Source organism: Subtercola frigoramans, from assembly GCF_016907385.1.
Classification (GTDB): Bacteria; Actinomycetota; Actinomycetes; order Actinomycetales; family Microbacteriaceae; genus Subtercola; species Subtercola frigoramans.
The window spans coordinates 379,556-405,706 of record NZ_JAFBBU010000001.1 but is presented as its reverse complement, the minus strand read 5'-3'; the positions used below and the strand labels follow the sequence as shown (position 1 = coordinate 405,706).

The following is a 26,151-nucleotide window of genomic DNA, read 5'->3' as shown; positions in this document are numbered from 1 at the left end:
ATGGTCTCTCTGGGTCATCTTGCTTGGTCATCCGGGAGATGGATTGGAGAATCAGCCGCCAGCTGCAGCCGAGCCGCTCGACGTTTTCGTTGGAGCCTCGGATCGGGCACTGGGGCGGCGGCAAGCAGCCTCTGCGTGTACGGATGCACGGGCCTCAGGCAGATCTGTTCGCTTGTTCCGCTCTCGACTACCGTTCCCTCCCTGAGCACGATTGCACGATCGGCGAACTCTTTCACCACGGCGAGGTCGTGAGTGATGAACAGGTACGAGACCCCGAGGGTCTCCTGAAGTTCGGTGAGAAGGTCGAGCGCTGCAGCCTGGGTGGTGACATCGAGTGCGCTGGTCGGCTCGTCGCAGACGATGAGCCGGGGGGTGCGTGCCACAGCGCGCGCGATCGCGATCCGCTGCCGTTGCCCTCCACTGAAGTTCGCTGGATAACGGGTGACGCTGTCGCCAGGCATGCCGACACGCTCCAAGAGCCGTCGAATGGTCGCCAACGCATCGCTCTTGCTCACGGAACCATCCGCGAAGAGCGGCTCTGCGAGAATCTGTCCGACCCTCATCGACGGGTTGAGCGAACCGTAGGGGTTCTGGAAGACGGCCTGGAGATCGACAGCCAGTGCCCGACGTTCCTTCCTTCCGATTGTCGAGATGTCCCGCCCGTCGAGCCAGATGTGTCCTGCCGCCAACGGGGCCAATCCAAGGATCGCCTTCCCGATGGTGGTCTTGCCTGAGCCTGATTCACCGACCAAGGCGAGTGTCTCATGAACGCCGATCGTAAAGTCGACATCGTGGACTACTCGTGTTGGTGGTCTGCGCAAACGGTTGGACGGGTACTCCACAGCAAGCGATTCAACCGTGAGCAATGAATTTCCGGTCATGCTGCACCGTCCTCGAGCGTCGGTGTGCTGGCGATCAGCGCACGGGTATATGGGTGGTCGGAGTCGTAGAAGATGTGATCGATCGACCCAGAGTCCACGATCCTTCCCTGAGACATGACGATCGCCGAGTCACATATCTCGGCCACCACGCCGAGATCGTGTGTGACCAGGAGCACCGTCATTCCTCGTGAGTCTCGAAGCTCGCGGAGGAGGTCCAGAATGCCTGCCTGAACGGTCACATCGAGTGCGGTGGTCGGCTCGTCGGCCAGCAGGAGGGTCGGTGATCCTGCGAGGGCCATGGCGATCGCCACTCGCTGCACCATTCCCCCGGAGAGCTCGTGCGGATACTTCTGCATGAGACGCTCCGGCTCTGGCAGCTTCACGCTTTCAAGGAGGGCGACGACTGTGGCGCGTACCTCGCGTCTCGGTACATCGCCGATGCGGCTGACGACCTCCGACAGCTGCGAGCCGATGGTGAACAGCGGATCCAGTGCGACCATCGGCTCTTGCGAAACCAGGCCGATTTCCTTTCCTCGGATTCTTTCGTACTGCTTTTCACTCATCGTCGCGAGGTCCTGTCCGTCGAGCCAAGCGTGACCGTTGGTGACGGTGCCGTTCTGCGGAAGCAGGCCAAGTAGCGATAGCGCCGTCACGGTCTTTCCGCTTCCTGATTCACCGACAATTCCGAAGATCTGCCCGCGCTCGACCTCGAAGGAAATCCGATCCACGATCTTCTTCTCGCCGGACGGGGTCGAGAACGCGACGGAGTAATCGCGAACTTCCACCACGATTCCTTCTGGGCTCACGGGTTGACCCCCGTCTGCTGCGTGCAGGAGGATCTTGCTCGCCCCGGAGGAGCGACCTTTGAGGTCTGCGTTCAGATCGCGGATTCCGTCGCCCAACAGTCCGAAAGCGAGGGTCATGACGGCGATCACCGCTCCTGTGACGAAGAGGAAGAATCCACTTTGGCTCATCGTCTGCGCCGCTTCGCCGACCATACCGCCCCAACTCGGTGCCGGCGGCGGTGTGGCGAGCCCTAGGAATCCGAGGCCCGTCTGGACGGCGAGGGCGATTCCAGCGAAGAGAGCGACCTGCACGACCATGAGGCCGATCAGTGAAGGCAATACGTGTCGGAACATGATTCGCACCGGTCCGATGCCTGAAACCGTTGCGGCTGACACGAAGAGTTCCTCGCGCAGCGCCAAGCACATACTGCGAGTGACCCTGGCAAGGTTCGCGGAACTGAGAAGGCCCAGAACAAACATGGCAGCGACGATGCTCTGACTGAAGATCGCCAGCACTGCAAGAATCACCACGATGGCTGGCAGTGACATCAGCACATCGAGAACGCTGCCGATGACCCGGTCCGTCCAGCCGCCGAGGTAGCCAGCCAGGATGCCGAGGATGAGGCCGAATACGGCGAAGACGACGCTCGCGACCAAAACGCCCAGCAGCGCTGGCTGGCCGCCGTAGAGCAGTCGGCTGTAGATGTCGCGGCCGAGTTCGTCTGTTCCCAGGAGGTGCGCTGCCGACGGGCCCGCCAGGATGTTGTCGAGGTCTTGCGCGAGTGGGTCGTACGGCGCGATGAGCGGGGCGAGAATCACGGCGACGGTGATCAGCAAGATGACGATCAACGCGATGAGAGGGACGGGTCGACGGAGTACCTGGCTGACGTGGAGGCGTCCCGTCGCGATGGCCTCCGTCGAGGTTTCCGGCACTACGACTGCGGTCATCGGATTCTCACTTTCGGATTGAGGAGACCGTAGACGACGTCGACGATCAGGTTCGTAACGATGACGATGAGGGTGAAGGTGATCGCTAGACCTTGGACAACCGGGACATCGTGTTTGTTGGTTGCGGTGACGATAAGGGTGCCGAGCCCGGGTAATGCGAAGACGTTCTCGATGAGGATCGAGCCAGAAACGAAACTGATCAGCGTGAGGCCGATGACGGTGACGACCGCGATGCCGGAGTTTCTCAGCGAGTGTTTCCAGATCAGCGACCGGCGGCCCACGCCCGACGCGCGAAGGGTCCTGATGTGGTCGAGCTGCAGAGTTGTGAGCATTCCGTCACGAGTGACTTTGGCGACGAGTGCAATCCCACCGAGGCTGAGAGCGATAACCGGGAGGACCAGGCTCAGCGCCCAGTCCGAGGGTGAGTCGGCTAGGTCGGAATAACCGGTGGCAGGAAAGGCCCCCATGCCGATTGCGAAGATGGCCACGAGCACTAGCGCGACCCAGAAATTAGGGAGAGCGTTTCCGACCAGAGACGAGACGTCCACAAGCCGCCGCACGACCGGCCCGCGGGTTGCGCTGAAGACACCGAAGAGTACGCCGATGATCGTTGCCACGAGCGTGGCAGCCACGATCAGTGAGAGGGTAACGGGCAGTCTTTGGCCGATGGTGTCCACGACGGGCTCGCCGGTGAAGATCGATGTGCCGAACTGACCTCGCAGAGCGTCGGAGAGATACAACCAGTACTGGGTCAGGATCGGCTCATTCAGGTGAAGCGACTCGCGGAGTGCTTGATATTGCTCAGGAGTGGCGTTGAGCCCGAGAAGAGTTCGAGCGGGGTCTCCGGGAACGAAGGCTTGCAAGACGAAAGTGATGATCGAGGCGACGAAGAGAAGCGGGATCGACAACAGAAGTCTTCGAAGGATGATGAATGTCATGAGTCTCTCTGATCATCAGGCGCCGCGGGCCGGCGCGGTGTTTGCCCGTTCCGGCCCGCGTTCGCGTTCGATTGTCTGGATCGCTACTTCGTCCACGTCACGATGGATGAGGGTGCCGCGAACCCGGGAGGGAAGACGACCCCTTTCAGATTGGTTCCGTGGTAGAGCGTCGCGTCATACTGGACGATCGGTACAGCGATCGCGTTGTCGACGATAACCTTCTGGAATGCCTGGGCTGCCTTGCCGCTGTTGTCGGGGGAAGCCGTCGCGAGGGTGTTGAATGCCTCTGCAACACCTGGGTCGGCGACCTGGAAGACGTTCATGATGGCAGTGGGCAGCCAGGCGAATTCGGCGTCCAGGTACTGCGGCTGGCCGCCTGTGCCATTGAGCACCGAAGCCGGGAACTTCTTGGACACAAGATCGCCAACCCACTCGCCGAAGTTTGTGTTTCCCTTCAATTCGAGCGTCACGCCGATTTTCGCCCACTGTGCTGCGACGGCCTGGATCATCTTCGTGGAACCGGGGTCAAAGGACTGATAGTTCACCGCCATGCTGAAGCCGTTGCCGTACCCAGCCTCCTGAAGCAGCTGCTTCGCTTTCTCTGGGTCGTACGGATAGGTTCCCTCGAGAGCGGGGTCGTAGCCGTCGAACCCGGTGACGGCGGCTTGGTCTGTGGCCACTGCGGAGTCGCCATAGGCCACTTTGGCGATGGCGGAGCGGTCGACCGCATAATTCAGCGCCTGCCGCACCCGAAGATCTGCCAGTGCCGGGGCGACGACGCCGTTGCGATCAAGCAGGTAGACGCCGTTCCAGACGATCGGTGCGGCCTCGATGGCGATCGAGGCATTGCCTTTGATCGAGCTCTCGACCGACGGGTCGCCCACCATCGTGTCGATCTGGCCCGACTTGAGTGCCTGCACGAGCGATTGGATCTGAGGAATGACTTTGATCTCGATCTTGTCGAAATGAATGGCTGTCTGGTCCCAGAAGTTCTTGTTGGGTGTGTACACGTAGTGGTCCTCTGCGACCGACTGCGCAGCGTCGTACACGTAGGGTCCGGCACCGTGCGTTGTGGAAGCGAGACCCGTGGGGTCGTCGATGCCGGCGGCACTGATGATGTCCCCACCGAGAACGGTGTTGGAGAACAGGAACGGCATGAGTGGGTTGGGTTCCGACGAGACGACGTTCACAGTGAGGTTGTCTGTTGCCGTCAGCTTGAGGTTGCGGAAGTACGCTGTCGTCGGGCCACTACCGGTGACGAAGTATGCAACGGAGTTGACAACCGATTGCGCGTTCAGGTCTGTTCCGTCTGCGAACTTGAGTCCGGAGCGCAGCGTGAGGGTGAAAGTCTTGTTGTCGTCACCGACATACCCCCATTTCTCTGCCAAACCCGGGATGAGATCGCCCTTCTCTGAGGTGTTGATCAATGAGGCGTATGCCGGGTCGGTGAAGAACTCACCGAATCCCGCGGCACCTTTGGAGGGGTCGAGGCTCACCGGCCCGGTGGCCAACCCCACGGTCAGAGTCTTGGATTCCTTCGAGGGTGAATTGCCTGATCCGGTGCAGCCGGTGACGACCAGTGCGAGGGCGATTATCGCTGCGCCCGCGATGGCTGATTTTTTGAACATTTGGGCTCCTGAAAAGCTGGCGTGCCTGAAGGGCACGCGGTGATTTGTCATTCGATGTGATTACCGGAGAGGCTCCGGCGTTGTGTCTCCGGTCACGGCATTGTGAGCCGTCATCGTTGACGTGTAGGGATGAAAGCTGCTATCGCAGCCTGCGAATGCATGCTCGGACCAGCCGAGAAAGCTCGACCCCTTTCGGGTCCGCCCCTCCCGGAAGCTGCATGGGCATCGGTACATATCCGAATGCCAGCTCATGGATGGGGTCTGCGAAGGCGATGACGCCGCCGGCACCGTCGTGACCGAAGGCGCGGTAACTGCCGAACTCCAACCGCGGGTTCGGCTTCATATATACGATCGCGAACGACGTGGGCAGCACAAGCACGCGGTCCGCGCCGACGGACTGTTCTCTGCTCATCTGCTCGATCGTGTCCTCCGAAAGGAGTGGTTTCGCGTTTGGGCCGCCAAGGACCGCCCCATAGACGCCGGCGAGGCCCCGAGCTGACCCGATGCCGTTAATCGACGAGAATCCCGAGGCTCGCATCCGCCTGTTGTTCGGGCCCATTTCGCCAGCAGTCGGAGCCAATTCGCCGTGAAACACGTTGAATGCGAGAGCCTGGATACTGTCTGTTGCCGGGGCCCTTGCGCTGAGCTCAGCTGCCTCGGTGGGACTTGGCGCCGGTGGCAGCACCTCGCGGAACCGCGGCTCTTCGGATTCTGGAAGTCCGAGGTAGAAATCGATCCCGCGAGGGGCACGAATCTCAGACTCGTAGATCTCCTGCAGGGACCGACCTGTGAGGCGCCGCGTGAGTTCTTCCATGAAGATGCCGATCGTGATGCCGTGGTAACCGTGGGTCGCGCCCGGTTGCCACTGCGGCGCAGTCTCGGCGAGCTTCGCGGCAGCGCGGGATGAGTCGATGAGCTCGTCAACGGCGAATCTTTCGTCGATGCCGACCAGGCCTGCGCGATGGGAGAGCACCTGACGGACAGTGATCTGAGCCTTGTCTCGAGCGGCGAACTCTGGCCAGTACGACGCCACAGGCTTATCGAGCTCGAAAAAGCCACGCTGCAGAAGGAGACCGATCACAGCCGCTGCGACGCCCTTAGTGGCCGAAAATACTCCGGTCACCGAGTTCTCAGCGAGGTCGGGACCCCCGACGAGATCGACAACAGTGTGCCCACGCCAGATCGCAGTGACCTGCGCGCTGAACTGAGGATCGCTGAGGAGCATCGCATCGAGTGCGTTTCTGACCGACTCGAATCCTGTCTCGACGAGACCGATGGACAGCCGATCATCGGCGGTGTTTCGCGAACTCATGACCACCTCGCATTCGGCGTCTCCACGTTCGCCAGCTGGCGGGGAATTGCCTGTGAGTGGGGTCTGAGGGCCCGCCGGAGCGTGGCCATGGCCACATGTCGCGGGCCAAATTGTTCATTCGTCATTGAATCTCCAGGGTTGATCGTCAGTCGATCTGGTCGTTTCGCAGAAGTATGACATGAATCATCACGCGCGGCAACCTTAGCGTCTAGAATCAAAACAGGCGTCGACGCCACCGCGAGGCAATATGCTGTCCAGAAGGCAATGGGAGGAGCTCAGATGACATACTTCTATCACTCCGTCGTTGATTCCCCCCTCCTTCCACGCGAGATAGAGAGCGAATCCGCACCGAGTCTCATGCTTCTGCTGATCGGTGAATTCTGGCGTTACAGCCCTGAGTTGACGATTCCTTCGGCAGCCCTCGTAGAACTCGTGCGTCCTCTCGGTGTCTCAGCCGAAGCCGCGCGCGCCTCGCTCAGCCGTCTCAGCCGGCGAGGCACACTTGAGGTTTCGCGATCTGGGCGGAGGACTTCCTATGCGCTCAGCCCGGAAGTCGCAGCCACGGTTCCGGTCAGCGAGCGCCTCACGATGGCGTTCGGCCGGGAGGAACGCCTGTGGGACGGCGAATGGACTGTAGTCGTCTTTTCCCTCAGTGAGCAGGAGCGCGACCGCCGACAGCGCTTGCGTGAATGGCTCCGTTGGCTCGGATTCGGGCCCGCTCGGGACGGAGTGTGGGTCTCCCCGCACGCTGATGTCTCGCTGGTCGAGAGTTCGCTGGTAGATTTTCTTCCGAGTGACGGACTCATATTTCGTTCTTCACACATGGTCGGCGATGTGAACGAGCATGAACTCTGGCCGCTTGGCGAAATCCGCGAGATGTACCTGACATTCATCAGTGACCTGCGCCAGTTTGTCTACCGCCTTCGAGCAGGCGAGGTTGCACCGGCCGAGGCGCTCAAGATCGCACTTCTCGTCTTGGGCCGCTGGCGGGGTTTCCCCACCGTTGACCCTGATCTTCCGGCCCAGTACCTACCGAGTGACTGGCCGCGTCGCGAAGCCCGGCGGCTATTCGTCTCGGTGTACGACGCGTGTGTGCCGCTCGCGAACCAGTATGTTCGAGATGTGCTGATGAAGTACGACCCCGAACTCGCCAGGACGACGGGCGCCCTCACTGTCGAGGAGGCGCTGGAGCACTATGCAACCCAGCAAGAGCAGTCCGTCGATGTAGCGCTCATCGAGCGGTAACCCTCGAATACGGGCTGTCCCACGTGCTCACTTGTCTGGCACACTGACCATCGCGTGGCCCGGACCCCCTCACTGCGATCAAACATGTGAAGGCGTCGTTCGCACTTCGACCTCTGGGGCCGAACTGATCGAGCGGGTGACGAAGATCAATGGGGTGAATTCGGATGTTCGACGACACCGTCGTCGAGGCGTCGTTCTGAGATGAAACGCATGGTCGTGCCTTTCGCAGGAGAGCTGGTGAATGCGACAGTTGGCCGGGGCAACGAGGTCGCCGTCATCCGGAACGCGGCCGGCGCATTCCTTCATATCCGCCTCACTTCAGTGACTGAGACCCACTTTATACCCTAGGGGGTATACTGGATGGACGGAGAGAAGGTTGTGCCATGAAAACGGTGATCATCGGCGGCGTCGCTGGCGGCATGTCTGCGGCGACACGTCTGCGCAGACTCGACGAAGAGGCGACGATCGTCGTATTCGAGCGGGGTGGATACGTGTCGTTCGCGAACTGCGGGCTGCCGTACTTCGTGGGCGGAGTGATCACCGAGCGAAGCAGTCTCCTGCTCCAGACTCCCGACGGTCTCGCGGCACGGTTTCGGCTCGACGTGCGTATCAGGCACGACGTGTCGGCCATCGACCGCGTGAACCGCACCGTGCGGGTGACAGACCTGTCGTCGGGCACGACGTTCGACGAGCCCTACGACAGACTGATTCTCGCCACCGGCGCAGCTGCGGGAGACCTCGAAGGCGCGGCCGGCGCGCCGACGTTCAGCCTGCGAACCATCGACGACATCGACCACATCACGGCGACGATCGACGCAGTGGGCACAACGGCGACAGCCCCCGCATCGGCGATCGTCATCGGCGCTGGCTTCATCGGTCTCGAGGCTGTCGAGAATCTGCGACGCCGTGGCGTCCAGGTGACGCTCGTGCAGCGCGGCCCGCAGGTATTCTCCCCGCTCGACCCTGAGATGGCGTCACCCGTGCTTCGAGAACTGGTCGCCCACGGGATCGACGTGCGGCTGAACACCACCGTCGCATCAGCCACAGCAGAAGGACTGCTCCTGAGCGACGGCTCTCTCGTCAGAGCAGATCTGGTGATCGACGCGAGTGGCGTGCACCCTCAATCGGAGCTCGCAGCAGCTGCAGGGCTCGCACTCGGCGAGAGCGGCGGAATCGTCGTCGATGAGTTCCAGCGCACGAACGACCCCGACGTCTACGCCGTCGGCGATGGCGTCCTGAAAGTGGATTCGCTCGACGGCGGCGACACACTAGTCACCATGGCGGGGCTGGCGAACCGGCACGGAAGAGCCGCCGCCGACAGTATCGCTGGGACACCGCACCCGGCCGCCCCAGCACTCGGCACAGCGATCGTCGGCGTCTTCGATCTGACCGTCGCGCTGACGGGCTGGAGCGAGAGCCGTCTGGTCGCCGCGAACCGGTCGCACCGGGTGATCCACACGCATCCGGCCTCGCATGCCAGCTACTACCCGGGAGCCGAACAGATGGCGATGAAGCTGCTCGTCGACCCCGACACCGACCGCATCCTCGGCGCCCAGATCGTCGGGGGGCAGGGAGTCGACAAACGAATCGACGTCATAGCGGTCGCGATGACTGCCGGCATCACCGCCTCCGGCCTGAAAGACCTCGAACTCGCCTATGCACCGCAGTACGGGTCAGCCAAAGACCCCATCAACCAGATCGGGTACGTCGCAGACAACCTGCACTCGGGTCTCGGCCGAAACATCCAGTGGCACGAACTCGAGCAGGCCAGGGAGGCGGGTACTGTTCTCATCGACGTCAGAACCTCGGCCGAATTCAGTGCCGGCCACATCCCCGGCGCCCTCAACCTGCCGATCGACGAACTCCGGGAGCGACTCGACGAACTCCCCCTCACCTCGCTGATCGTGCACTGCCAGGTCGGCCAGCGTGGCCACACGGCTGCCCGGATGCTCGTCCAGCACGGCTTCGATGCGAGAAACCTCGACGGTGGGTACCTCACCTGGCGAGCCGGCATCGCGAGTGTCGCCGGGCCTGCTCTTCAGGGGTAGAACGATACCCGCACCCGTATATTCTGGTCATATTCCAATCGAAGGGAATCTCATGGAACTCGACCCCACAGAGATGAAGCCGGTACTCAATCGCCTCCGACGCGCGCAGGGCCAATTGGCAGCAGTGACCCGTTTGATCGAAGAGGGCAACGACTGCACCGTCGTCGTCACCCAGCTGGCCGCGGTCTCGAGCGCACTCGACCGTGCCGGCTTCGCCATCATCGCCAGCGCCCTGCAGACCTGCCTCGAGCAGGAGGATCCCGCTCTCGACAAGGCAAAACTCGAAAAGCTCTTCATGTCGCTGGCGTAGCCAGTCGCGACGCCCTGACGACTCACCAGGGCGGCGAGTTCGAGCCTCACTCCACGCTGCGGGGCGCACGTGGAGTGAGGCTCTCAACTACAACAACAACTACTGCTACTTCGTGGTGAGGTACTGCATGGCGTAGCCGGTGCCCGTAGCCGCGGTGACAGCCACGACCACCTGGTGGATGCCCGGGGCCAGACCGTTGCGCACAACGCTCCAGGTGCCGCCGACCATGACCTTCGTGGTCAGGGTCTGTTCGGAGTACCTTACGACGACCTTCGACCCGACCGGGGCGGAGCTCGTTCCCGAGATGGTCGGCGCCGTTGCCGTCACGGCCGGGCCGCCGGTGATCGTCACTGACGGTGCAGGGTTCTTCCCCACGACGACGCGACTGAACATGCCGGTGTCTCCCGACTGGTCGGCAACCGAGGCGACCACGACGAAACCGCAGCTCGCTGCCGTGGTCGGCGATACGGCCCACTGACCGAGCCGGGTGATGGACGCGGTCAGTTTCTGAGAAGCGACCGAGACAGTCACTTCCTTGTTGAGCGTGAGCGAACCGCAGCTCGTCGAGCCACCACTGGCAGGATTACCGAGAGTCGTGTCGATACGCAGGCTCTGCGTCACAGAACCGCGTTTGCCCGCCGGGTCGGTAACGGCAATGAGCACCGGGTAGGTTGCGTTCGGCATCGGGTTCAACCGGATCGCCCAGAGGCCACCGGCCTTCACCGACGTCGTGAGCACCTGGGTGGCGATCGTGACCGTCACCTTGGTGCCGACCGCGGCATCCGTCGTGCCCTGGATGATCGGGGCCGAGTAGTTGGCAACCCAACCCGTGACTGGTACTGGCGTCGGCGTAGGGGTCGGAGTAGGCGTAGGGGTCGGAGTAGGCGTAGGCGTCGGCGTAGGCGTCGGGGTCGGGGTCGGGGTCGGGGTCGGGGTCGGGGTCACCGTAGGCGTGGGCGTAGGCGTCGGGGTCGGGGTCGGAGTCGGCGTCGGGACCGAAACGGCGATCGTGAGCGACTGTGTCGCAACACCGACGTTGCCGGCAGCATCCGTCGCCGTCACGGTCACGGTGATGGTTCCGTTTGCGATCGACGAGGCCGTGACTGACCAGGTTCCACCCGCTTGAACGGTCGGGGTAAACACCTGATTCCCGATCGTGACCTTCAGCGTGGTATCTACGGCAGCATTGGTCGTGCCAGAAACGACTGGCGTGGCCGAAACCGATGTCGCTGTCGCGCCGCCGGTGATCGTCACAACCGGAGCAGTCGTATCGACCGTCAGCGCCTGCGTCGCCGTGCCCGTGTTGCCCGCAGCATCCGTGACCGACACCGTGACCGTCGAAAGACCCTCAGCCAAAGCCGTCGGGGTGACACTCCACGAACCATCTTCAGAAACCGTCGTCGACAACTTCTGCGAACCGACCACAACCGTGACCTTCGTTCCAACCTTGGCATCGGACGTACCCGAAACCCGAGGCGTCGCCGAACCAACCAACACTGTCGCGCCGCCCGTGATCGTCACACCCGGAGCAGTGATGTCGAGCTGGCCGAACACGTCGGCGTCGAGCGTCACCGCACCCTTGAGCGCGAAGGCCCGACCGTCGACGTGTGAGGTGGCGCCGACCGAGACCGCTGCAGCGCTCAGGATCGTACCGGAGAAATACGAAGACGCTCCGAGCGTCGCGGCTCCCTTGAGAACCCAGTAGATGTTCGCAGCGTTCGCACCGTTCACCAGCTTCATCGTGGTCGATGCGGTCGTGGTGAGTGCAGCATCCGACTGCATCACGAAGATGGCGTTGGGATTGCCCTGTGCATCGAAGGTCACGGGAGTTGTCATCGTGAGGGCCGCGACCTGGTGGTAGACACCGGGATAGACGTGCTGCCCGCCGAGTTCGCCGCTGGTGAGCGTGCCGGTTGAAGGCAATGCTGCGAGCGTGTTGTAGGCCGTTTTCGCATCAGCGAGCGCCGCGACAGTGGCGGCATCTCCGGAGGAGTGCTTGACCGAGCCGTACACCGTGCCGGCGTCATCGGTGATCGCTGCTCCGGCTCCGGCCTCTCCCGGAAGGGTGCTGCCGGGGATCGTTATCGCAGCAGCCGCGAGCACTGAGAACCTGGCGGACGCCCCGAGGTCGACGGAGGCCGGCCCGGCCGAGACGGGGGCCGCAGTTGCCGGTGCGGCAACAGCGACAATCGCTCCCAGCGCTATCACAGCAGGGGCGACGATGCCCACGATCAGATGCCTGACAGTCAGGCGTCGGCGCGAAGCCGAGGTGGTGGATTGCACGGAGTTCCCCTTGCGTTGCATGGTGTTCGAGACACCTGGTGTACCGCGTGGTGCAGTACCGTGTTGAACAGTAGCGGCGCCACCCCGTGCGGGACACACGCAATTCACCCAGTATTTGCGCAGTTTCGGGCTGGATGGCACAGATAGTCGGGACCCTGGCTGAGATCAGGCTGATCTCCGCCGAGCAGCCCCGTCGTTCGAGAGCATCCACCCGTTTTCACTGCCCTCAATCAGGGGCTTCCGCGGAACGCCATTGCGCTGGCACATTCACTCCACGGAAATGACTCCCATCATGCCGTTGTCTTCATGGTCGAAAATGTGGCAGTGATACACCGTTTTCCCGGTGAAGTCATCGAACGCGATCCTTACACGGGCGTGGGATTTCGCAGGAACGTTAACCACATCGCGCCACACCGCGTCGTTCTCGGGCGCACCCCCCACCTCGACGAGCTGCATTGGCCAGACGTGAAGGTGAAAAGGATGATCCATCGTGCTGGTGTTCACGATCATCCACTCTTCGATCGTGTGTGCGCGAACGCTCTGGTCAACCCGGTTCGGGTCGAATGTTCTGCCGTCGATGGTGAACTGCATCATGCCACCGCCACCCATGCCCATGCCGGCCGCACCCATCGCGAGAGTGAGTGTTCGGGAGCCGTCCACTTTGTCTGCCCTGAGGTCCCGCGGGGTCGTCGTTGGCGGCGAGGCAAAAGTTCGGCCTGCGGACGCACCGGCCACGACGACCGTCGCCAGCGTGGCCGTGCTCGTCGCTCGTGGGGCGCTCACTGTCATACTGCCCACTGAACCGCGGTCGACGGGCAGCGCCTGGAGCTGCGACGTGCCGGCTTTCATCGTCACCAGAACGTCAGCGCGATTTCCCGGGGCGAGCCTGAGCTCGGTCACATCGCGCGGCGAAGCGAATCTCCCCGAGTCGTTTCCCAGCAGCTGCATCGACTGACCCGTCAGGGTCAGATCGAGATAGCGCGAGGTACAGGCGTTGACGATGCTCCACTGTTCGCGGTCGCCGGTATGTGCGCTGATGATCGGTGCGATCTGGCCATTGAGCATCAGCATCTCCCCCTCGCGCCCTGACATCCGATCCATCTGGCTGGTCGCCAGGATCTGCCCGGCAGAATCGAAGGTAATATCGGAGATGACGAGCACTCGCCCTGATGTTGCATCGATGGGATCCGGGTCTTCGACAACGATGGCGCCGTACATTCCGGCGAACACCTGTTCTGCGGTCATTCCGTGATGATGCGGGTGATACCAGAAGAGCCCGGGCGGGTGATCGGTTGGAATCTCGTACTGGTAGTCAGCCAAGGAACCCGAATCGACCTGCCGGAAGACGTTGTCACTCGACCCTTCGGGCGAGACGTGCAGTCCGTGCGTGTGCAGATTTGTTGGCGCCCCGATCTGGTTGTTCACCGAGATCTTCAACACGTCTCCCGGACGGACCACCAAGGTCGGGCCGGGGAGTGAACCGTTGTAGGTCAGGGCATCGACGGTTGTGCCACCGATCACCACCGGTGTCGGAGATGCAGAGAGCCTCACATCGAGCACGCCGCCGACGCTTCGACGGACTTCAGGCTCCGCGAACGCCTCTCCCGACGCCAGGCCGGTTATCGGCACGGTCCTGCTCAATCCATCCCAGACGAGACCCACACCACCTGCAATGAAGAAGGCGGCACCGATGCCCCCCAGGGTAATGGCCGATCTTCGGCTGATGGGCTCCATCAGGATGCCCCTCCGAGCGTTGCGACTCGCTCGCGATATTCGTCGGTGGTGAGCTCACCCCGGGCGTAGCGTGCATCGAGGATCTGTCGCGGAGTGGGCTCCCCCTTGACAGCTGACGCAGCCGGAGCCGGAGCCGATTGGAGTGTCGAGGCGCTAGGGCGCCGAGACAGAAGCAGCCGAACCGCGAGGACGCCGAGGAGAACGACCCCGACGACAACCAGTGCTCCGAACAGCCACGCCCAGTTGAACTGCCATGAATTACCCGACATCATCGAACCTTCTCCTCTCGCACGCCCGGCATCGCCGACGTGACTTCACCTCACCCACTATTCGTGCGTCTGAAGCAGCAAGTAAGGACCATTGGTCCCGACCTTCGAATTTCGATGAGGAGCCTTCTGCCCTGAGACTAGTTGATACCCCCTAGGGTATCCTGTGAGGTTTCCGTGGGTGTGCACGCCGCCGCGCGAATGGGGCCCGTGAAACGTGACGCACGTGATCGGTTCCGCGCATGCGGACGGCCACAACAGTTCCTGAGGCTGCGGTCAGGGCAGCCATGGTAGCGATCGCCACCGTAATCCCGACCGAAGGCGAACATGCCCAACGCGATTGCCTGCACGAGCATGCCGCCGTGGCGAAGAGGATCGGAAACAGCCCCCAGGCCAAGCCATCGTTGAGATTGTTGACCAAGCCGGCCCGGCTGACGGCTGACAACGACTTGTCCGTGAAGCTGGTGAGGGTGAATATCTGGCGATCGGTGAGGGTCGAATTGGCGTCAGCGCGTGCGCGGAAACATGGGTTACTGCCTCCGCCTGCGCGTATTCACGGGTCTCTCTCACGAACATCGCCGATACTCCGAGACCCAGTGCGATGAACGCGGCTCCGAGCAGTAAACGGTGCGAGCAGCGCAACCAGCCAGCCAGCGATCAGAATCGGATTGCGCCCGTATCTGTCAGAAAGCGTGCAGGCGAAGTAGTTGGTCCCGGCCTTGGCCAGGCCGAAGGCCACGATGGAGGTGAGCGCACTCGCATGCAGGTCGAGGTGGAAGACCTGTCCTGCCAGCAACGGTGATACCGTGCGTGCCCCCGACAAGTGCGTCTCTGGCAACGAGCAATGTGAATTGAGCAATTTTCTCTCGAAAACCGAGAGTGGTGGCTCGCCCCGCACGGTCCCGCGCGGTCAGGAACGCTTCTGCGTCAACGACAGGTGCATTGCTCCTCACGGGGAACGTCAGCCATCACTTCTGCGACGTGCATGCCGCAGCCGGCCCATGTGATCTTTCCGCAGGTGTTGCATCGAACAGGACTACACATTTCTCTTCTCCTTGGTTATGAATTTGGCTGTGGACTTTGGTCTGGATGTGAATCTCGGCTACTGGCTGATGCGGCTGAAAAGGGGACGGCACGTCGTGCATGTCATACCTTCGGCGGGTTCCTCACCAGAAGCGACACGCAACGCGTGTAGTCGGAGGTCGTGTTCGAGTCGAAGTCGCGCTATCAGGGCCCACGCCAACACTCCGATTGCCGCGAGCGCGACAGCGGGGCGCGCGACGCCCGTGACGAGCGTCTGCGCGCTGGCCGTCTGGGTTCCTACCGCGGTGAGCGCGAGAGAAAGACCGGGCCAGCGCACGTCGCAGAATGTCACCTCTGCGCCTATTGCCGGTCGTACGTAGCTTGCGATCAGCAATCCTGCGAGCACTGCTGACAGTGCAATCGCTGGAACTTCCCAACCAAGCGGTGTCTGCAGCGCGCCCGGAGCCGGCTGCTGGAATACTCCCGCGAGAAACAGCAGGCCTGTCGCCACAGCAACCGAAACCCCAGCGGAGGTGAGCCACCGCGAGAGTTCCCAGTGACGAATTTCAGCGAACATCAGTCACCACACTCTCGCGCATTCCGCACGCGCCGATCACTGTCACCGCGTTGGTTCGCCTGCGCGGCGCCATGCGCTCATTCCTCCACGGACTGTGTAGGCGTCGTACCCCTTCGCGGCAAGGATTCCGGCTGCGGTCTGCGACCGCATTCCGGAAGCGCAGATCGCGACAACGGGCTTTGCCTGGGGAATGCCCGCAGTGCTGGTGCGCAGGCGATCCAAGGGTACGTGCTTGGCCGCGGCAGCATGGCCGGTTCGCCATTCGCTTGCATCACGGACGTCGACAAGGGTCGCTCCCGAAGCAATGAGTTCTTTCGCTTCATCGATGCCGATGCTCTTGTATGGCTTGGCAAACTTTGACTTGAGTGAGTCGAAGACTCCCATGGTCGATCCATCCGTCTCGAGGTGACTCGCCGTCAGGCGTTGTGTGAACACCTCCGACAATACACATACCCCCTAGGGTATGCAAGAAGCCTACTTCGCTGCGACCTGGCGTGCGACCGGGCGCGAGCCGAGCATCCGGGTGATCGACCAGGCGCCGACCGCTGCGACGAGCACCATGGCGACCCACGCCAGCCCCGAGTATCCCGCGGCCATCATGATCGGGCCCGCCACCGCACCACCGAGGGCACCCGCAGCGTTCATCGACAGGTCGGAGAAGCCCTGCAGTGGCGTTCGTTGTTCTGCCGTGACCGCGTCTGAAACGAGCGCCGATCCGGCGATCACCGAAGCCGACCATCCGAGCCCGAGCAGGACGAGGGCGATCATCATCGAGGACTGTGATGCTCCGCCGAGCGAGGAGACGAGCAGGGAGGCCAGCAGCAGGCCCTGACCGATGAGGATGACGGGCATCCGGCCCCACCGATCAGAAAGCCGCCCGAAGACCGGGGAGAAAGCGTACATTCCCGCGACATGCAGGCTGATGGAGAATCCGACAATGGTGAGCATCGCGCCGTTCTCCCGGAGATGCACCGGGGCCATGGACATCAACGCCACCATCGTGGCCTGGCTGAACGCGATCGTCGCCACCGCATATCGTGCGCGTGGGTTGGCGCGCAGGATCGCCCATCCGCCAGTACGTGAACCCGCGAGAGGCCGTGTTCCGAGCAGTGCATATGACGTCAGCAGCGGGTCTGGTCGCAAGACGAACGCGTAGACGACAGCAGCGCACAGCTGGGCGAGAAGCGAGAACGCAAAGGCTCCCGTCAGTGGCGGCAAACCCAGTAAGGCGCCGACGACCTCGCCTGGGCCAAACAGGTTCGGCCCGAGCACGGCACCGATTGTCGTCGACCAGACAACGATCGAAAGGTCACGCGCGCGCGATCGCGGCTGGGAGAGGTCGGTGGCCGCGAAACGCGCCTGGAGGTTCGTCGCCGACCCCGCGCCCAGCAGCATGAGCGAGACCAGCAGCAGGGGGAACGACTGGATCTGGGCCGAGGTGATCGCAAGAATCGCGCCGACCGCAGCGAGCATCGAACCACTGGAAAGCGAGAGTCGTCGGCCCCGAGCCGCAGCCAGACGCGCGAGAGGAACGGCAACGGCGGCCGCGCCGAGCGTGCTCATCGTCGCCGCCATGCCCGACCATGCCGTCGAACCCCCGAGCTGGGCAGCAAGCAGGGCACCGAGCGACAGCGTGGCACCCATGCCAACGCCACCGAAGATCTGCCCGGCGATCAATGCTCGAACGATGCGTCGCTGGCTCGCCACTACGGCGGGAGACCCGACGGTGGACGCTGCCACGGAATCGGTGCCGGTCACGATGCTCCGATCGGAGACTGTCGCGCGGACTGCCCTGGCATCCCACGTGTACTCACGGGTTACTCCCTCAGATTCGGATCGGTAAACCCTTCTCAGGAAATCATACCCATAGGGGTATGATCACATCTGAACTACGGCAGTGCACCCCGCCAGTGCTCGGGAGAGAATCATGGGCCTATTCAAGACGCGCGAGCACGGTCGAGCCGTGCAGCCGATCGATGCTTCTGCCGCAATCCAATCAGTGCGTGACGGGGCGATCCTCGTAGACGTTCGCACGGCAATCGAGTGGGCTCGTGGGCACGCCCCGGGCGCCAGGCACATCCCGCTACAGCTCATCAGTTCTCGGGGTGCGCAACTGTCTCACGATACCCAGATCATCACCATCTGCCAGTCCGGCCATCGCTCAGACATCGCTGCGCGGACCCTGGCCAGGAAGGGCTTCACCGTCTCGTCGGTGACGGGCGGGATGCCTGCCTGGAAAGCCGCCGGCGGCGCTGTCGAAACGAATTGAGCAGGACATGGATGCCCGACGCGGGGTTCGTCGTGAATTCGACCGGTCAGCGAGCGGCTTCGTTCACTCCGTTCCCTGGCGTGTCTTGTCCAATTCGGACGCGATCGCTCCAGTGGAGGCTTCCGCAGGCTCGACTTCAGGGTGCTGACGGTCATCGCTGACCCGGACGACAACCGCCGGTTCCCTTCCGGGCCTGTAGGCGCTTTCAGGGTAGGGCAGGTTTCGCCGTCGCTGAACGACGAAAAGGATGATCCCGGCAATTGCGACCAGGAGCGCGGCGATGACGTTGGCCTTGAGACCGAGAAAGGTGAACTCGGTCGGGTCCAGGCGCAACCACTCAAAGAATGCCCGACCGGAACCGTACCAAATGAAGTACAGCGCGAGAACTTCTCCCGAGTGCAGCCGTAGGCGGCGCTCGATGTAGATGATCAGGAACGCACCACCGATGTTCCAGATCATCTCGTAGAGAAACAGCGGGTGAAAGAGGGTTCCGGCGGGTAGTCCCGGAGGGAATGCGGCGTTCGTCGATTCGATCTGCAGGCCCCAGGGCAAGGTGGTCGGGCCACCGTAGAGTTCGTGGTTGAAGTAGTTGCCGAACCGCCCGAATGCCTGCGCAAACAGCAGGCCGGGCGCCAGGGCATCAGCGAACGCCCAGAAGCGGATTCCCTTGCGTTGGCAGGCTATGAACGCGCCGATGCCGCCAAAGATGATCCCACCGAAGATCGCCAGGCCGCCCTCCCACACGTAGAGCGTCTTCCAGAGATCGGCTCCAGCAAAGAAGTAGTCGTTGGGGTGCGTCACCACATGGTAGAAACGACCCCCAATGATCCCGAACGGCACTGCCCACAGGGCGATGTCGATGACGATGCCCTTCTCGGCACCCTGATTCTCAAGGCGACGCTGAGTCAGCCACACGGCGATGACGATGCCGACGAGAATGCACAGAGCGTAGAAATGAATGGTCAGCGGGCCGATGTTGAACGAACTGATCGGTGGGCTGGGGATGCTGGCGTGAACCATTCAGTCCTTCTTCCTGAGCCTGCGGACGTTGGAGGCGTATGCCACCCCGCGAGAATAATAGGCGTAAGCGGTGAAATTGCTGAATAGGGCGATACTCGGCCAATGGAATCTCACCGGGCCACGGCAGCTGGAGCGAACTCCCCATCTCCCTGCGCAATGATGGAATTTCGTCGTCTTCCACCCGGCGGGAATCACAATCATTTGCGGGTGCCGCGTCACCGCTCGATCGACGGTGGGCGCCGTACAGCGCTAGCGTCGCTTAGCAAGGACGGCGACCCTCCTGAAATGCGAGAGCGGGACTGAGACGGGCCAGGGTTTCGGACATACTGCTCTCGCGGGCGCTCTATCGGCGGGGGCGGCCGATGCCGATACGAGCGAGCACCCGCTGCTTTGCTATCAGCTGATGCCAGAGTGCCGCGCCTCCATGTCCGATGCTCAAGAGCAGAAGAATTCCCGCGGCGGTGCTATGGATGGAGAACCCGGGGGCGGTCTCGAAGTCCGGCAGCGCCAGCGTTCCGCTCCCGAATAACGGCAACTCTGCCCCCGCGATGAGGATCGTGGCAATGCCGCTGCCGATCGCAGCGAAGACGGACAGGTAGAGGAGCACGCGGACCGTACGCTCAGCCATCCAGTCCCAGCGCCTCTGGCCAGGGAATGAATCCGGGCTTGGATCACCCCGAACTCTCCAGACGACACGGGCGACCGTGAGTGCGAACAGAGCAACGCCGACTATGACATGTATCCTCAGCAAACTGGCTTTCACGGATTCATCCGCGATGCTCGCGGACATCACACCCGTCGTGAGCATCGTTAGGATCAGCCCTGCGCTGACCCAGTGAAAGGCAATCGCGACCGTCCCGAATCGTTTCGGGGAGCTCTTCCGAATCAACTGCGGGGCCATTCTCAGTCGTCTTGCTTGACGGACTCGGGGCCGAACCGGTGACCTTCAGGCCGAACAGCGGCGTCCGTGTTCTGCTCCAATCTGAGCCCTTCGACGTCGAGCTCGGGGAGCCAGCGCAACCAGGTGGGTAGCGACCAGGCGTAGCGGCCCATGATGGTGATGACCGCGGGCATGAGAAGCATTCGAACCACGAATGCGTCGATGAGTACCCCGGTAGCGAGGGTGAACGCGATGGGTTTCAAGGTCGAGTCTCCTCCGGGAAAGAATCCGCCGAAGACGCTGAACATGATTGCTGCGGCGGCGACCACGACCGGGGCGGCCTTGTGAAATCCGTGGGCGACAGCGTTTCGGGGCGAGGCGCCTTTCGAGTGGGCTTCGTGTATTCGGCTGACCAGGAATACCTGGTAGTCCATTGCGAGTCCGAAGAGCACGCCGACGATGATGATGGGGGCGACGCTGTTGATCGGCGCGATCGTCGTGCCGAACAGGTCTTTGGCCCATCCCCACTCGAAGACGGCTGTCGCAGCTCCGAACGAGGCAGCGATGGTCAGCAGAAAGCCGAGTACAGCCGTGACGGGAACGAGGATCGATCGGAAGACGAGAACGAGCAGGATGAGCGCCAGGCCGACGATCAGCAGAATGTAGATCGGCAGCGCTTGAGCGAGTTTCTCGGACACGTCGACGCTGACCGCAGTACTCCCTGTCACCGATACCTGAGGCCCCGCACCCGTCTGGAACGTGGTGCGGATGTCGCGAACAAGTTGCTCGGTCTCGACGCTGGTTGGGCCAGACTTCGGGATCACAGTGACGATCGCGGCGTTCTGATCGCCTGAAAGTACTGGTTGTCCGACGTGACTGACATCTGCCATGGCAGCGGCCTGCTCTGAGATGGTGTTCGCACGTTCTGCCGCCCCGGCTCCGTCGACGAGGATGATCAGCGGGCCGCTGGCTCCTGGCCCGAAATGATCATCCATGATCGCCTGCGCCTGCGCCTGGGTGGTGCCTTCGCTTGGACTCGGGAGCAGGGTCGTGCGCATCGAGGCGAAGGGGATGGCGATGATACCCAGCGCGAGCACACCACTGACGAGCACGAGCCACCGGCGACGCGTGACAAGACCAGCGAGTCTCCCGAAGAACCCCGGGAAGCTCACCTGGAGGTCGTCAACATCCACGGCCTCCGGGGTCATCGCCATGACGCCAGCTCTGATCCTCTTGGGCAGCGCTCGAAATCCGATGAATCCGAGTATCGCAGGCACCAGGGTGACGGCGATCAACACAGCAATGACAACCGTCGCAGCTGCGGCGAAACCCATCTCTGCCAGGAATGGTATTCCGACGACCGCGAGCCCGGCCAGGGCGATGACGACCGTCGCTCCGGCCGTGACCACAGCCGAACCTGCCGTGCCGACGGTTGTTGCGATTGCGTCGCCGAGGTCGCGACCTTTGCGTAGCTCGTGGCGAAAACGCGTCATGATGAACAAGGCGTAATCAATGCCGACCGCAAGCCCGAGCATCAGGGCCAGCGAGGATGTGGTGTCGCTGAGGGTGACGAATCCACTCAGGGTCGAGATGCCGAGCGATCCGATGCCGACCCCGATCAGCGACGCGACGAGGTTGACGCCAGCCATCAGCAACGATCCATACGTGATGGCCAGGATGACCAGAGCGACCACTATGCCGATGAGCTCCGTCAGACCGGCGCCGCCGGAATCGGTTGCGCTGCCCTGCACCGCGACGGTGAATTCCGGGCTGCTCGCGGCCGTGACCGCGTCCGACAGGGCCGTCTTCTCGGTTGACGTCAGGTTCGCAGCGGTGGCCGCGTACGTGACGGTGCTGTACGCCGCCCGGAGATCTGCCGATACTGTCGGAGCACTCGAATCGAGAGGATCGGAAGCGGTCGCGACACCCGGCAATGAGCCGAGTTCGCTCACCAACGCGTTGAGTTTGGTGACAGTGGCCGGATCCGTCACTTTCTGGCCCGATGGAACTTCGACAACGACTTGGGCCGCAGCAGTGTCGGGGGTGGGCCCGAATTCGGCGGCGAGCACAGTCTGGGCGTCTGTCGACTCGAGCCCGGGTATGGAAACCGAATCCGACATCGTACCCGCCAGCGTCAACGACCCGGCCCCCACTGCCGCAAGCACCGCCAGCCAGATGATCACCACGAGCCGCCGGTGCCGAAACGAGCCGAGACCGAGCCTGTAAAGCAAAGACGCCATCGGGCGCACCTTTCGTCAAGGACAGAGAGAGGGTGCCTGAACGCGGCAATAGAAGCTGAGAGCACGTCTCCGTCATCGAGCACCTCGCGTGTGATCACACTACAGAGAATTATTGCAACGCGTTGCAAATTTTCTGTCGACTATACTTTTCTCATGCAACAGTCAGGATTGCGCGAACGATCAAAGGCGCGTCGGCGGGACGCCATCGAGGTCGCCGGCCTTCGACTGTTCACCGAACACGGTTATTCGGGTACAACCCTCGCCGACATCGCCGAGGCCGCGGAGGTCTCCCCGCGCACAGTCTCCATGTACTTCCCCACCAAACTCGATATCGCCCTGGGCTTCACGAACCGCGGCTGCGAACGGCTCACCGAAGCACTCGAGGCCCGTCAGTCGAGCCAGACCGTCGTCGGCGTGCTCGACGCCTTCCTGCAAAAAGAGGACCAGAGCCTCGACAAGGAACGCAAACAGCTGGTCGCAGACATGATGGCCGCCAACCCATCACTTCCCGCACTTCGAACCCCGTCCGTCGAACGACTCATCGCTGCAGTGCGGAGAGCACTCGCTGCCGATCTCGGTCTCCCGGAAGACCACTTCAAGACCCGGCTCGGCGTCGCCACACTGTTCGGAGTGCTCGAAGCACACTCGTCGGCCCATCTCGACGAGAACACCACCACCAGTACCCGAAGAATCGCCCTCGACTTCCTCGCCGCCGCTCTAGCCACCATACGGGCGACTCCGTAACCAACATCGGGACGGCTGAACCTACTGCATGTCAAGTGGCAGTGAGGGCACCGAGTCGACGGATCATGTTACATTCGCGTGTTCTACCGAACGGGCGAGTGTTCGGCGTCTGCTCGCCGGCGGCTTCGAATGAACGAAATGATGGGGGCCCGGGTTGTCTGAGGGCCGGAAGGGCGGTGCGCCTTCGGCATGGCCGCGCGTGCACAGGAGCGCGGTGCGTTCGGGTCAGTGTGAGCGGTCGGCGAGGAAGGAAGTCAGGTCGCGGTGACTCATCGGGTGGGCGATGAGATAGCCCTGGATTCGGTCGCTGCCTAGTTTTCGGATGATGTCAAATTGTTGGGAAGTTTCTATGCCTTCCGTGACGACGGTGAGGTTAAGTTGGTGGGCTAGGGCTACGAGGCCTCCGATGAGAGCTTCTCCGGCGGGACCGTCTTTACGAATGAACGCTTGATCGATTTTCAGTTCGGTGAGGGGAAGGTCGTAGAGCTGGATGAGGGAGCTGTTTCCGATACCGAAATCGTCGAGGGATACCCCAATGCCGAGCTCTCGGAGGCGGTGCAATTGGGCGACGATGTGGAGGGTGTCGGCTAGGAACTGGGATTCGGTGAGTTCAAATGTGACTAACGCTGGCGGGACGGCGTAGTCCTTAAGGATTCTGGCTACGGTCTCGATGAAGTCGTGTTTCATGAGTTGCGCGACGGACACATTGACTGAAACGGCCAGTGGGCGTTGCGAGACGAGTAGTTCTCGCAGCAGGGCGCAGGCTTGGCGGAGCATTTCCGCACCGATTTCGTGAATCACACCATTTTTCTCCGCGATTGGGACGAATTCTGCGGGCGAGACGTGGCCGAGGTCGGGGTTGTGCCATCGCGCGAGTGCTTCGACGCCTGTGATGGTGTTCGAGTTGAGGTTGGAAGTACGCGGTGAACTCGCCTCGTACGACGGCCCCGTGTAGCTCTGAATCTATGATGAGTTCGCTCGGGTGCAGGCCACGTTGCGGTGCGCCTATCCGGGAGGTCTTCGCTCGATACATGGCCTCGTCTGCGCGGGCGAGAAGGCTCAGCGCTTGCGCGTCGACATCTAGGCTCACGTCAAGGTTTTCGCTGACAGCGCATCCAACCGACGCTGATACGAATACGTCGCGTCCGTCAATGCGGAGCGGGGAATCGAGGTTCAGTCGGAGCTGCGCGATAACGGTTTCCGCTTTCGCCTGGGCGTTTTCGGCGCTGAGGAGGACAACGAACTCGTCTCCACCTAGGCGCGCGACGACGTCTGAGTCGCGAGCCGCGTCGGAGCCGTGGACGGCCTCGAGGAGAGCAGCGGCGAGGTGTCGCATCACGATGTCGCCGGCGTGGTGGCCAAGGGTATCGTTCGTGCGCTTGAAGTCGTCGATGTCAACGTAGAGAACGGCAATATCGTCCGAGGATGTCGACGATGCGCTAAGTTCGCTGCGCAGTGAGTTCGTGAACAACAACCGATCAGGTAATCCGGTCAGCGAGTCGTGTGTGCTGGTCCAGATCGCTTGGTCGAGCAGCTTCGCGTTCTCTAACGCGACGGCCGCGATGTTCCCAAGGCCCTCGAGTCGATTCAGTATCATCTCTCCCAGGCCCGGCGTCGGGGCGGACGTTGCCCAGTACACCAACACCACGCCGTGCAGCTCGCTCCGGGCCATCAGGGGCATCGCCGCGCACGCAACAATGCCTAGCGAGGTAAAAAGCCGCCGCATCTGCTCAGGCGCGTCTGACCCGAACAGAGCGGGCCGACCGGCGGAGACGAGAGCAGCAACCTCGGGCAGCTCCAGCGCCGCCAGCGACAGCAGGCTCTCCTCATCGGATAGGTGTGACGGCCATCCCGACCAGGAAATTGTCTGCTGCTGTTCGGGTGAGCTCTCCCAGAGCTGCACGACAGAACGGTCCGCTGCGCACACGACACGGACTTCTTCTGCGACAGCGTCGGCGAGGTCGCTCACGTTCGAGTATGCACCAAACGTTCTGGCCACTTTCAGCAGGAGACGGGCAGTTTCCGCCTCGCGTTGTTCCCGACGAATCTGTTCTCGAAGGTTCTCGCGTAACGTAACAAGCTCGGAAATGTTCCGTTGCACGCTGACGAAGTGAGTGAGGTTGTCGTCGGCTCCGCGGATCGGCGTGATGGTCAGATCGTTCCAAAAAGCTTCACCGTCGCTACGGTAATTCAGGATGATTCCGCGGAACGTCTTCTCCGCGGCCAAGCTCGCGTGGATGTTGAGAACGGTTTCTGCGTCCGTGTCTCTTCCTTGAAGAAATCGGCAGTTACGGCCAAGCATTTCTTCTTCGGTGTACCCGACGAGTTCCTCGGCGGCGTGATTGGCAAAAATGATCAGTTGGTCCGCATCAGTGATGATGATGCCTTCGGAATTCACGTCCAACGCCCGCGCCAGAAGGCCAGTCGGAAGCGACCTCGTCCTGGGCGGAGCAGTCATCCTCACCGTATCCATTCCGCTTTCTCGAGCCTCGCCACCTAGTAGATGGATATTGGAGCGTATGGCCAACATACCCCTTCCTCTCGAACCTCGATGCCCCGGGACGATGGACACGAGCGAAGGCAGCGGAGAGCGGCCCAAAGCGGACGGGTCGACGGCGCCAGTTTGGGAACACGAAGGGCCAACCCACTAGGACACCGGACTCAGCGCCGAAAAGGGCCTCTGGACCCGCACAGGATGGGCACGACGATCATGACACGCCCGATACCATCCACACGTTCTGGCCTATAACCCCCAAGCCCGCCACAGCCTCCGCGCGAACCAAAAAAGACGACCCGGAGGTCGTCGGTTTTGGTTCAGCGGAGCCGGTGGGATTTGAACCCACGGAGGAGTGTAAACCCCTCTCCACCTTAGCAGGGTGGTGCACTAGGCCGAACTATGCGACAGCTCCTAGGTGTTGCGTCAGTAATCATAGCCGAAGAAAGAACCGCCCCGAATTCGCGGCGATCCCGCGACGATCCAGCGGTGACGCCGGCCCGCCGATGCCGCAGCCAGTACCGCA

General features: G+C 62.3%; 22 protein-coding genes, 1 tRNA gene and 1 pseudogene. 5 read left to right on the top strand and 19 right to left on the bottom strand.

All coding sequences use genetic code 11. The features are described 5' to 3' along the window. Positions 1 to 14: 14 nt before the first annotated feature. From JOE66_RS01950 to JOE66_RS01930, 5 genes are all read right to left on the bottom strand, one after another. A complete protein-coding gene (locus JOE66_RS01950) occupies positions 15 to 881 on the bottom strand; it encodes an ATP-binding cassette domain-containing protein (protein ID WP_205106466.1) in 867 nt (288 codons plus the stop codon). Further along, positions 878 to 2,614, bottom strand: coding sequence for a dipeptide/oligopeptide/nickel ABC transporter permease/ATP-binding protein (locus tag JOE66_RS01945; RefSeq protein WP_205106465.1), 1,737 nt, complete (start codon positions 2,612 to 2,614; stop codon positions 878 to 880). Before JOE66_RS01945 ends, JOE66_RS01950 begins: the two co-directional genes overlap by 4 nt. Then, positions 2,611 to 3,552 (bottom strand): ABC transporter permease, encoded by a 942-nt coding sequence (locus tag JOE66_RS01940; protein WP_205106464.1) that lies wholly within the window; start codon positions 3,550 to 3,552, stop codon positions 2,611 to 2,613. The genes JOE66_RS01945 and JOE66_RS01940 overlap by 4 nt, the downstream gene beginning before the upstream one ends. A gap of 83 nt (positions 3,553 to 3,635) precedes the next feature. After that, positions 3,636 to 5,180, bottom strand: coding sequence for an ABC transporter substrate-binding protein (locus tag JOE66_RS01935; protein WP_205106463.1), 1,545 nt, complete (start codon positions 5,178 to 5,180; stop codon positions 3,636 to 3,638). A 139-nt stretch (positions 5,181 to 5,319) separates the two neighbouring features. Then, positions 5,320 to 6,492 carry a serine hydrolase domain-containing protein gene (locus JOE66_RS01930; RefSeq protein WP_205106462.1) on the bottom strand — a complete coding sequence of 391 codons (1,173 nt, stop codon included), beginning with the start codon at positions 6,490 to 6,492 and terminating at the stop codon, positions 5,320 to 5,322. A gap of 279 nt (positions 6,493 to 6,771) precedes the next feature. On the opposite strand from JOE66_RS01930, the gene JOE66_RS01925 reads away from it, so the two are divergent. The 3 genes from JOE66_RS01925 to JOE66_RS01915 all read left to right on the top strand — a co-directional run bounded on the left by JOE66_RS01925 (position 6,772) and on the right by JOE66_RS01915 (position 10,095). Next, positions 6,772 to 7,737: a PaaX family transcriptional regulator gene (locus JOE66_RS01925; RefSeq protein WP_205106461.1), complete on the top strand. Its 966-nt coding sequence runs from the start codon at positions 6,772 to 6,774 to the stop codon at positions 7,735 to 7,737. 383 nt (positions 7,738 to 8,120) lie between these two features. Further along, entirely contained in the window at positions 8,121 to 9,785 is a 1,665-nt protein-coding gene (locus tag JOE66_RS01920) for an FAD-dependent oxidoreductase (protein ID WP_205106460.1), read from the top strand. Positions 9,786 to 9,837: 52 nt separating this feature from the next. Beyond that, positions 9,838 to 10,095 (top strand): metal-sensitive transcriptional regulator, encoded by a 258-nt coding sequence (locus JOE66_RS01915; protein ID WP_205106459.1) that lies wholly within the window; start codon positions 9,838 to 9,840, stop codon positions 10,093 to 10,095. A 105-nt stretch (positions 10,096 to 10,200) separates the two neighbouring features. Here JOE66_RS01915 and JOE66_RS01910 read toward each other — a convergent pair whose 3' ends face one another. The 8 genes from JOE66_RS01910 to JOE66_RS01880 all read right to left on the bottom strand — a co-directional run bounded on the left by JOE66_RS01910 (position 10,201) and on the right by JOE66_RS01880 (position 17,736). Further along, positions 10,201 to 12,378, bottom strand: a complete 2,178-nt coding sequence (locus JOE66_RS01910) for an ice-binding family protein (RefSeq protein ID WP_205106458.1) — start codon at positions 12,376 to 12,378, stop codon at positions 10,201 to 10,203. Between the two features lie 267 nt (positions 12,379 to 12,645). Next, the gene (locus JOE66_RS01905; protein ID WP_205106457.1) at positions 12,646 to 14,112 is read right to left on the bottom strand and encodes a multicopper oxidase family protein; all 1,467 of its coding nucleotides are present in this window, start codon (positions 14,110 to 14,112) and stop codon (positions 12,646 to 12,648) included. Then, entirely contained in the window at positions 14,112 to 14,381 is a 270-nt protein-coding gene (locus JOE66_RS01900) for an SHOCT domain-containing protein (RefSeq protein ID WP_205106456.1), read from the bottom strand. Before JOE66_RS01900 ends, JOE66_RS01905 begins: the two co-directional genes overlap by 1 nt. A 550-nt stretch (positions 14,382 to 14,931) precedes the next feature. Then, positions 14,932 to 15,174 (bottom strand): hypothetical protein, encoded by a 243-nt coding sequence (locus tag JOE66_RS17030; RefSeq protein WP_239518189.1) that lies wholly within the window; start codon positions 15,172 to 15,174, stop codon positions 14,932 to 14,934. Between the two features lie 131 nt (positions 15,175 to 15,305). Continuing rightward, positions 15,306 to 15,422, bottom strand: coding sequence for a DUF8730 family Cys-rich protein (locus JOE66_RS17900; protein ID WP_504739132.1), 117 nt, complete (start codon positions 15,420 to 15,422; stop codon positions 15,306 to 15,308). A 58-nt stretch (positions 15,423 to 15,480) separates the two neighbouring features. Further along, positions 15,481 to 15,978: a hypothetical protein gene (locus tag JOE66_RS01890; protein ID WP_205106455.1), complete on the bottom strand. Its 498-nt coding sequence runs from the start codon at positions 15,976 to 15,978 to the stop codon at positions 15,481 to 15,483. A gap of 42 nt (positions 15,979 to 16,020) precedes the next feature. Then, on the bottom strand, positions 16,021 to 16,362 hold the full coding sequence (locus JOE66_RS01885; RefSeq protein WP_205111492.1) for a rhodanese-like domain-containing protein: 342 nt from the start codon (positions 16,360 to 16,362) through the stop codon (positions 16,021 to 16,023). 90 nt (positions 16,363 to 16,452) lie between these two features. Then, a complete protein-coding gene (locus JOE66_RS01880; protein ID WP_307827005.1) occupies positions 16,453 to 17,736 on the bottom strand; it encodes an MFS transporter in 1,284 nt (427 codons plus the stop codon). 169 nt (positions 17,737 to 17,905) lie between these two features. Here JOE66_RS01880 and JOE66_RS01875 point away from each other — a divergent pair, with 169 nt between their 5' ends. Next, positions 17,906 to 18,247 (top strand): rhodanese-like domain-containing protein, encoded by a 342-nt coding sequence (locus JOE66_RS01875; protein WP_205106454.1) that lies wholly within the window; start codon positions 17,906 to 17,908, stop codon positions 18,245 to 18,247. A 63-nt stretch (positions 18,248 to 18,310) separates the two neighbouring features. On the opposite strand, the gene lgt is transcribed toward JOE66_RS01875, so the two are convergent. From lgt to JOE66_RS01860, 3 genes are all read right to left on the bottom strand, one after another. Beyond that, on the bottom strand, positions 18,311 to 19,267 hold the full coding sequence (gene lgt / locus JOE66_RS01870) for a prolipoprotein diacylglyceryl transferase (RefSeq protein ID WP_205106453.1): 957 nt from the start codon (positions 19,265 to 19,267) through the stop codon (positions 18,311 to 18,313). Between the two features lie 343 nt (positions 19,268 to 19,610). Further along, complete coding sequence (locus JOE66_RS01865; protein ID WP_205106452.1) at positions 19,611 to 20,168, bottom strand: cytochrome b; 558 nt, start codon at positions 20,166 to 20,168, stop codon at positions 19,611 to 19,613. Between the two features lie 2 nt (positions 20,169 to 20,170). Next, positions 20,171 to 22,387, bottom strand: coding sequence for an MMPL family transporter (locus JOE66_RS01860; protein WP_205106451.1), 2,217 nt, complete (start codon positions 22,385 to 22,387; stop codon positions 20,171 to 20,173). 153 nt (positions 22,388 to 22,540) lie between these two features. On the opposite strand from JOE66_RS01860, the gene JOE66_RS01855 reads away from it, so the two are divergent. Next, positions 22,541 to 23,131: a TetR/AcrR family transcriptional regulator gene (locus JOE66_RS01855; protein WP_205106450.1), complete on the top strand. Its 591-nt coding sequence runs from the start codon at positions 22,541 to 22,543 to the stop codon at positions 23,129 to 23,131. A 225-nt stretch (positions 23,132 to 23,356) separates the two neighbouring features. On the opposite strand, the gene JOE66_RS01850 is transcribed toward JOE66_RS01855, so the two are convergent. The 3 genes and pseudogenes from JOE66_RS01850 to JOE66_RS01840 form a co-directional block, all read right to left on the bottom strand. Beyond that, positions 23,357 to 24,025, bottom strand: a complete 669-nt coding sequence (locus JOE66_RS01850) for an EAL domain-containing protein (RefSeq protein WP_307827274.1) — start codon at positions 24,023 to 24,025, stop codon at positions 23,357 to 23,359. Between the two features lie 130 nt (positions 24,026 to 24,155). Beyond that, positions 24,156 to 25,589 (bottom strand): annotated as a pseudogene (locus JOE66_RS01845) (diguanylate cyclase domain-containing protein); the annotation flags it as partial. A gap of 360 nt (positions 25,590 to 25,949) precedes the next feature. Continuing rightward, positions 25,950 to 26,040: transfer RNA gene (locus JOE66_RS01840), tRNA-Ser, on the bottom strand. Positions 26,041 to 26,151: the final 111 nt, after the last annotated feature.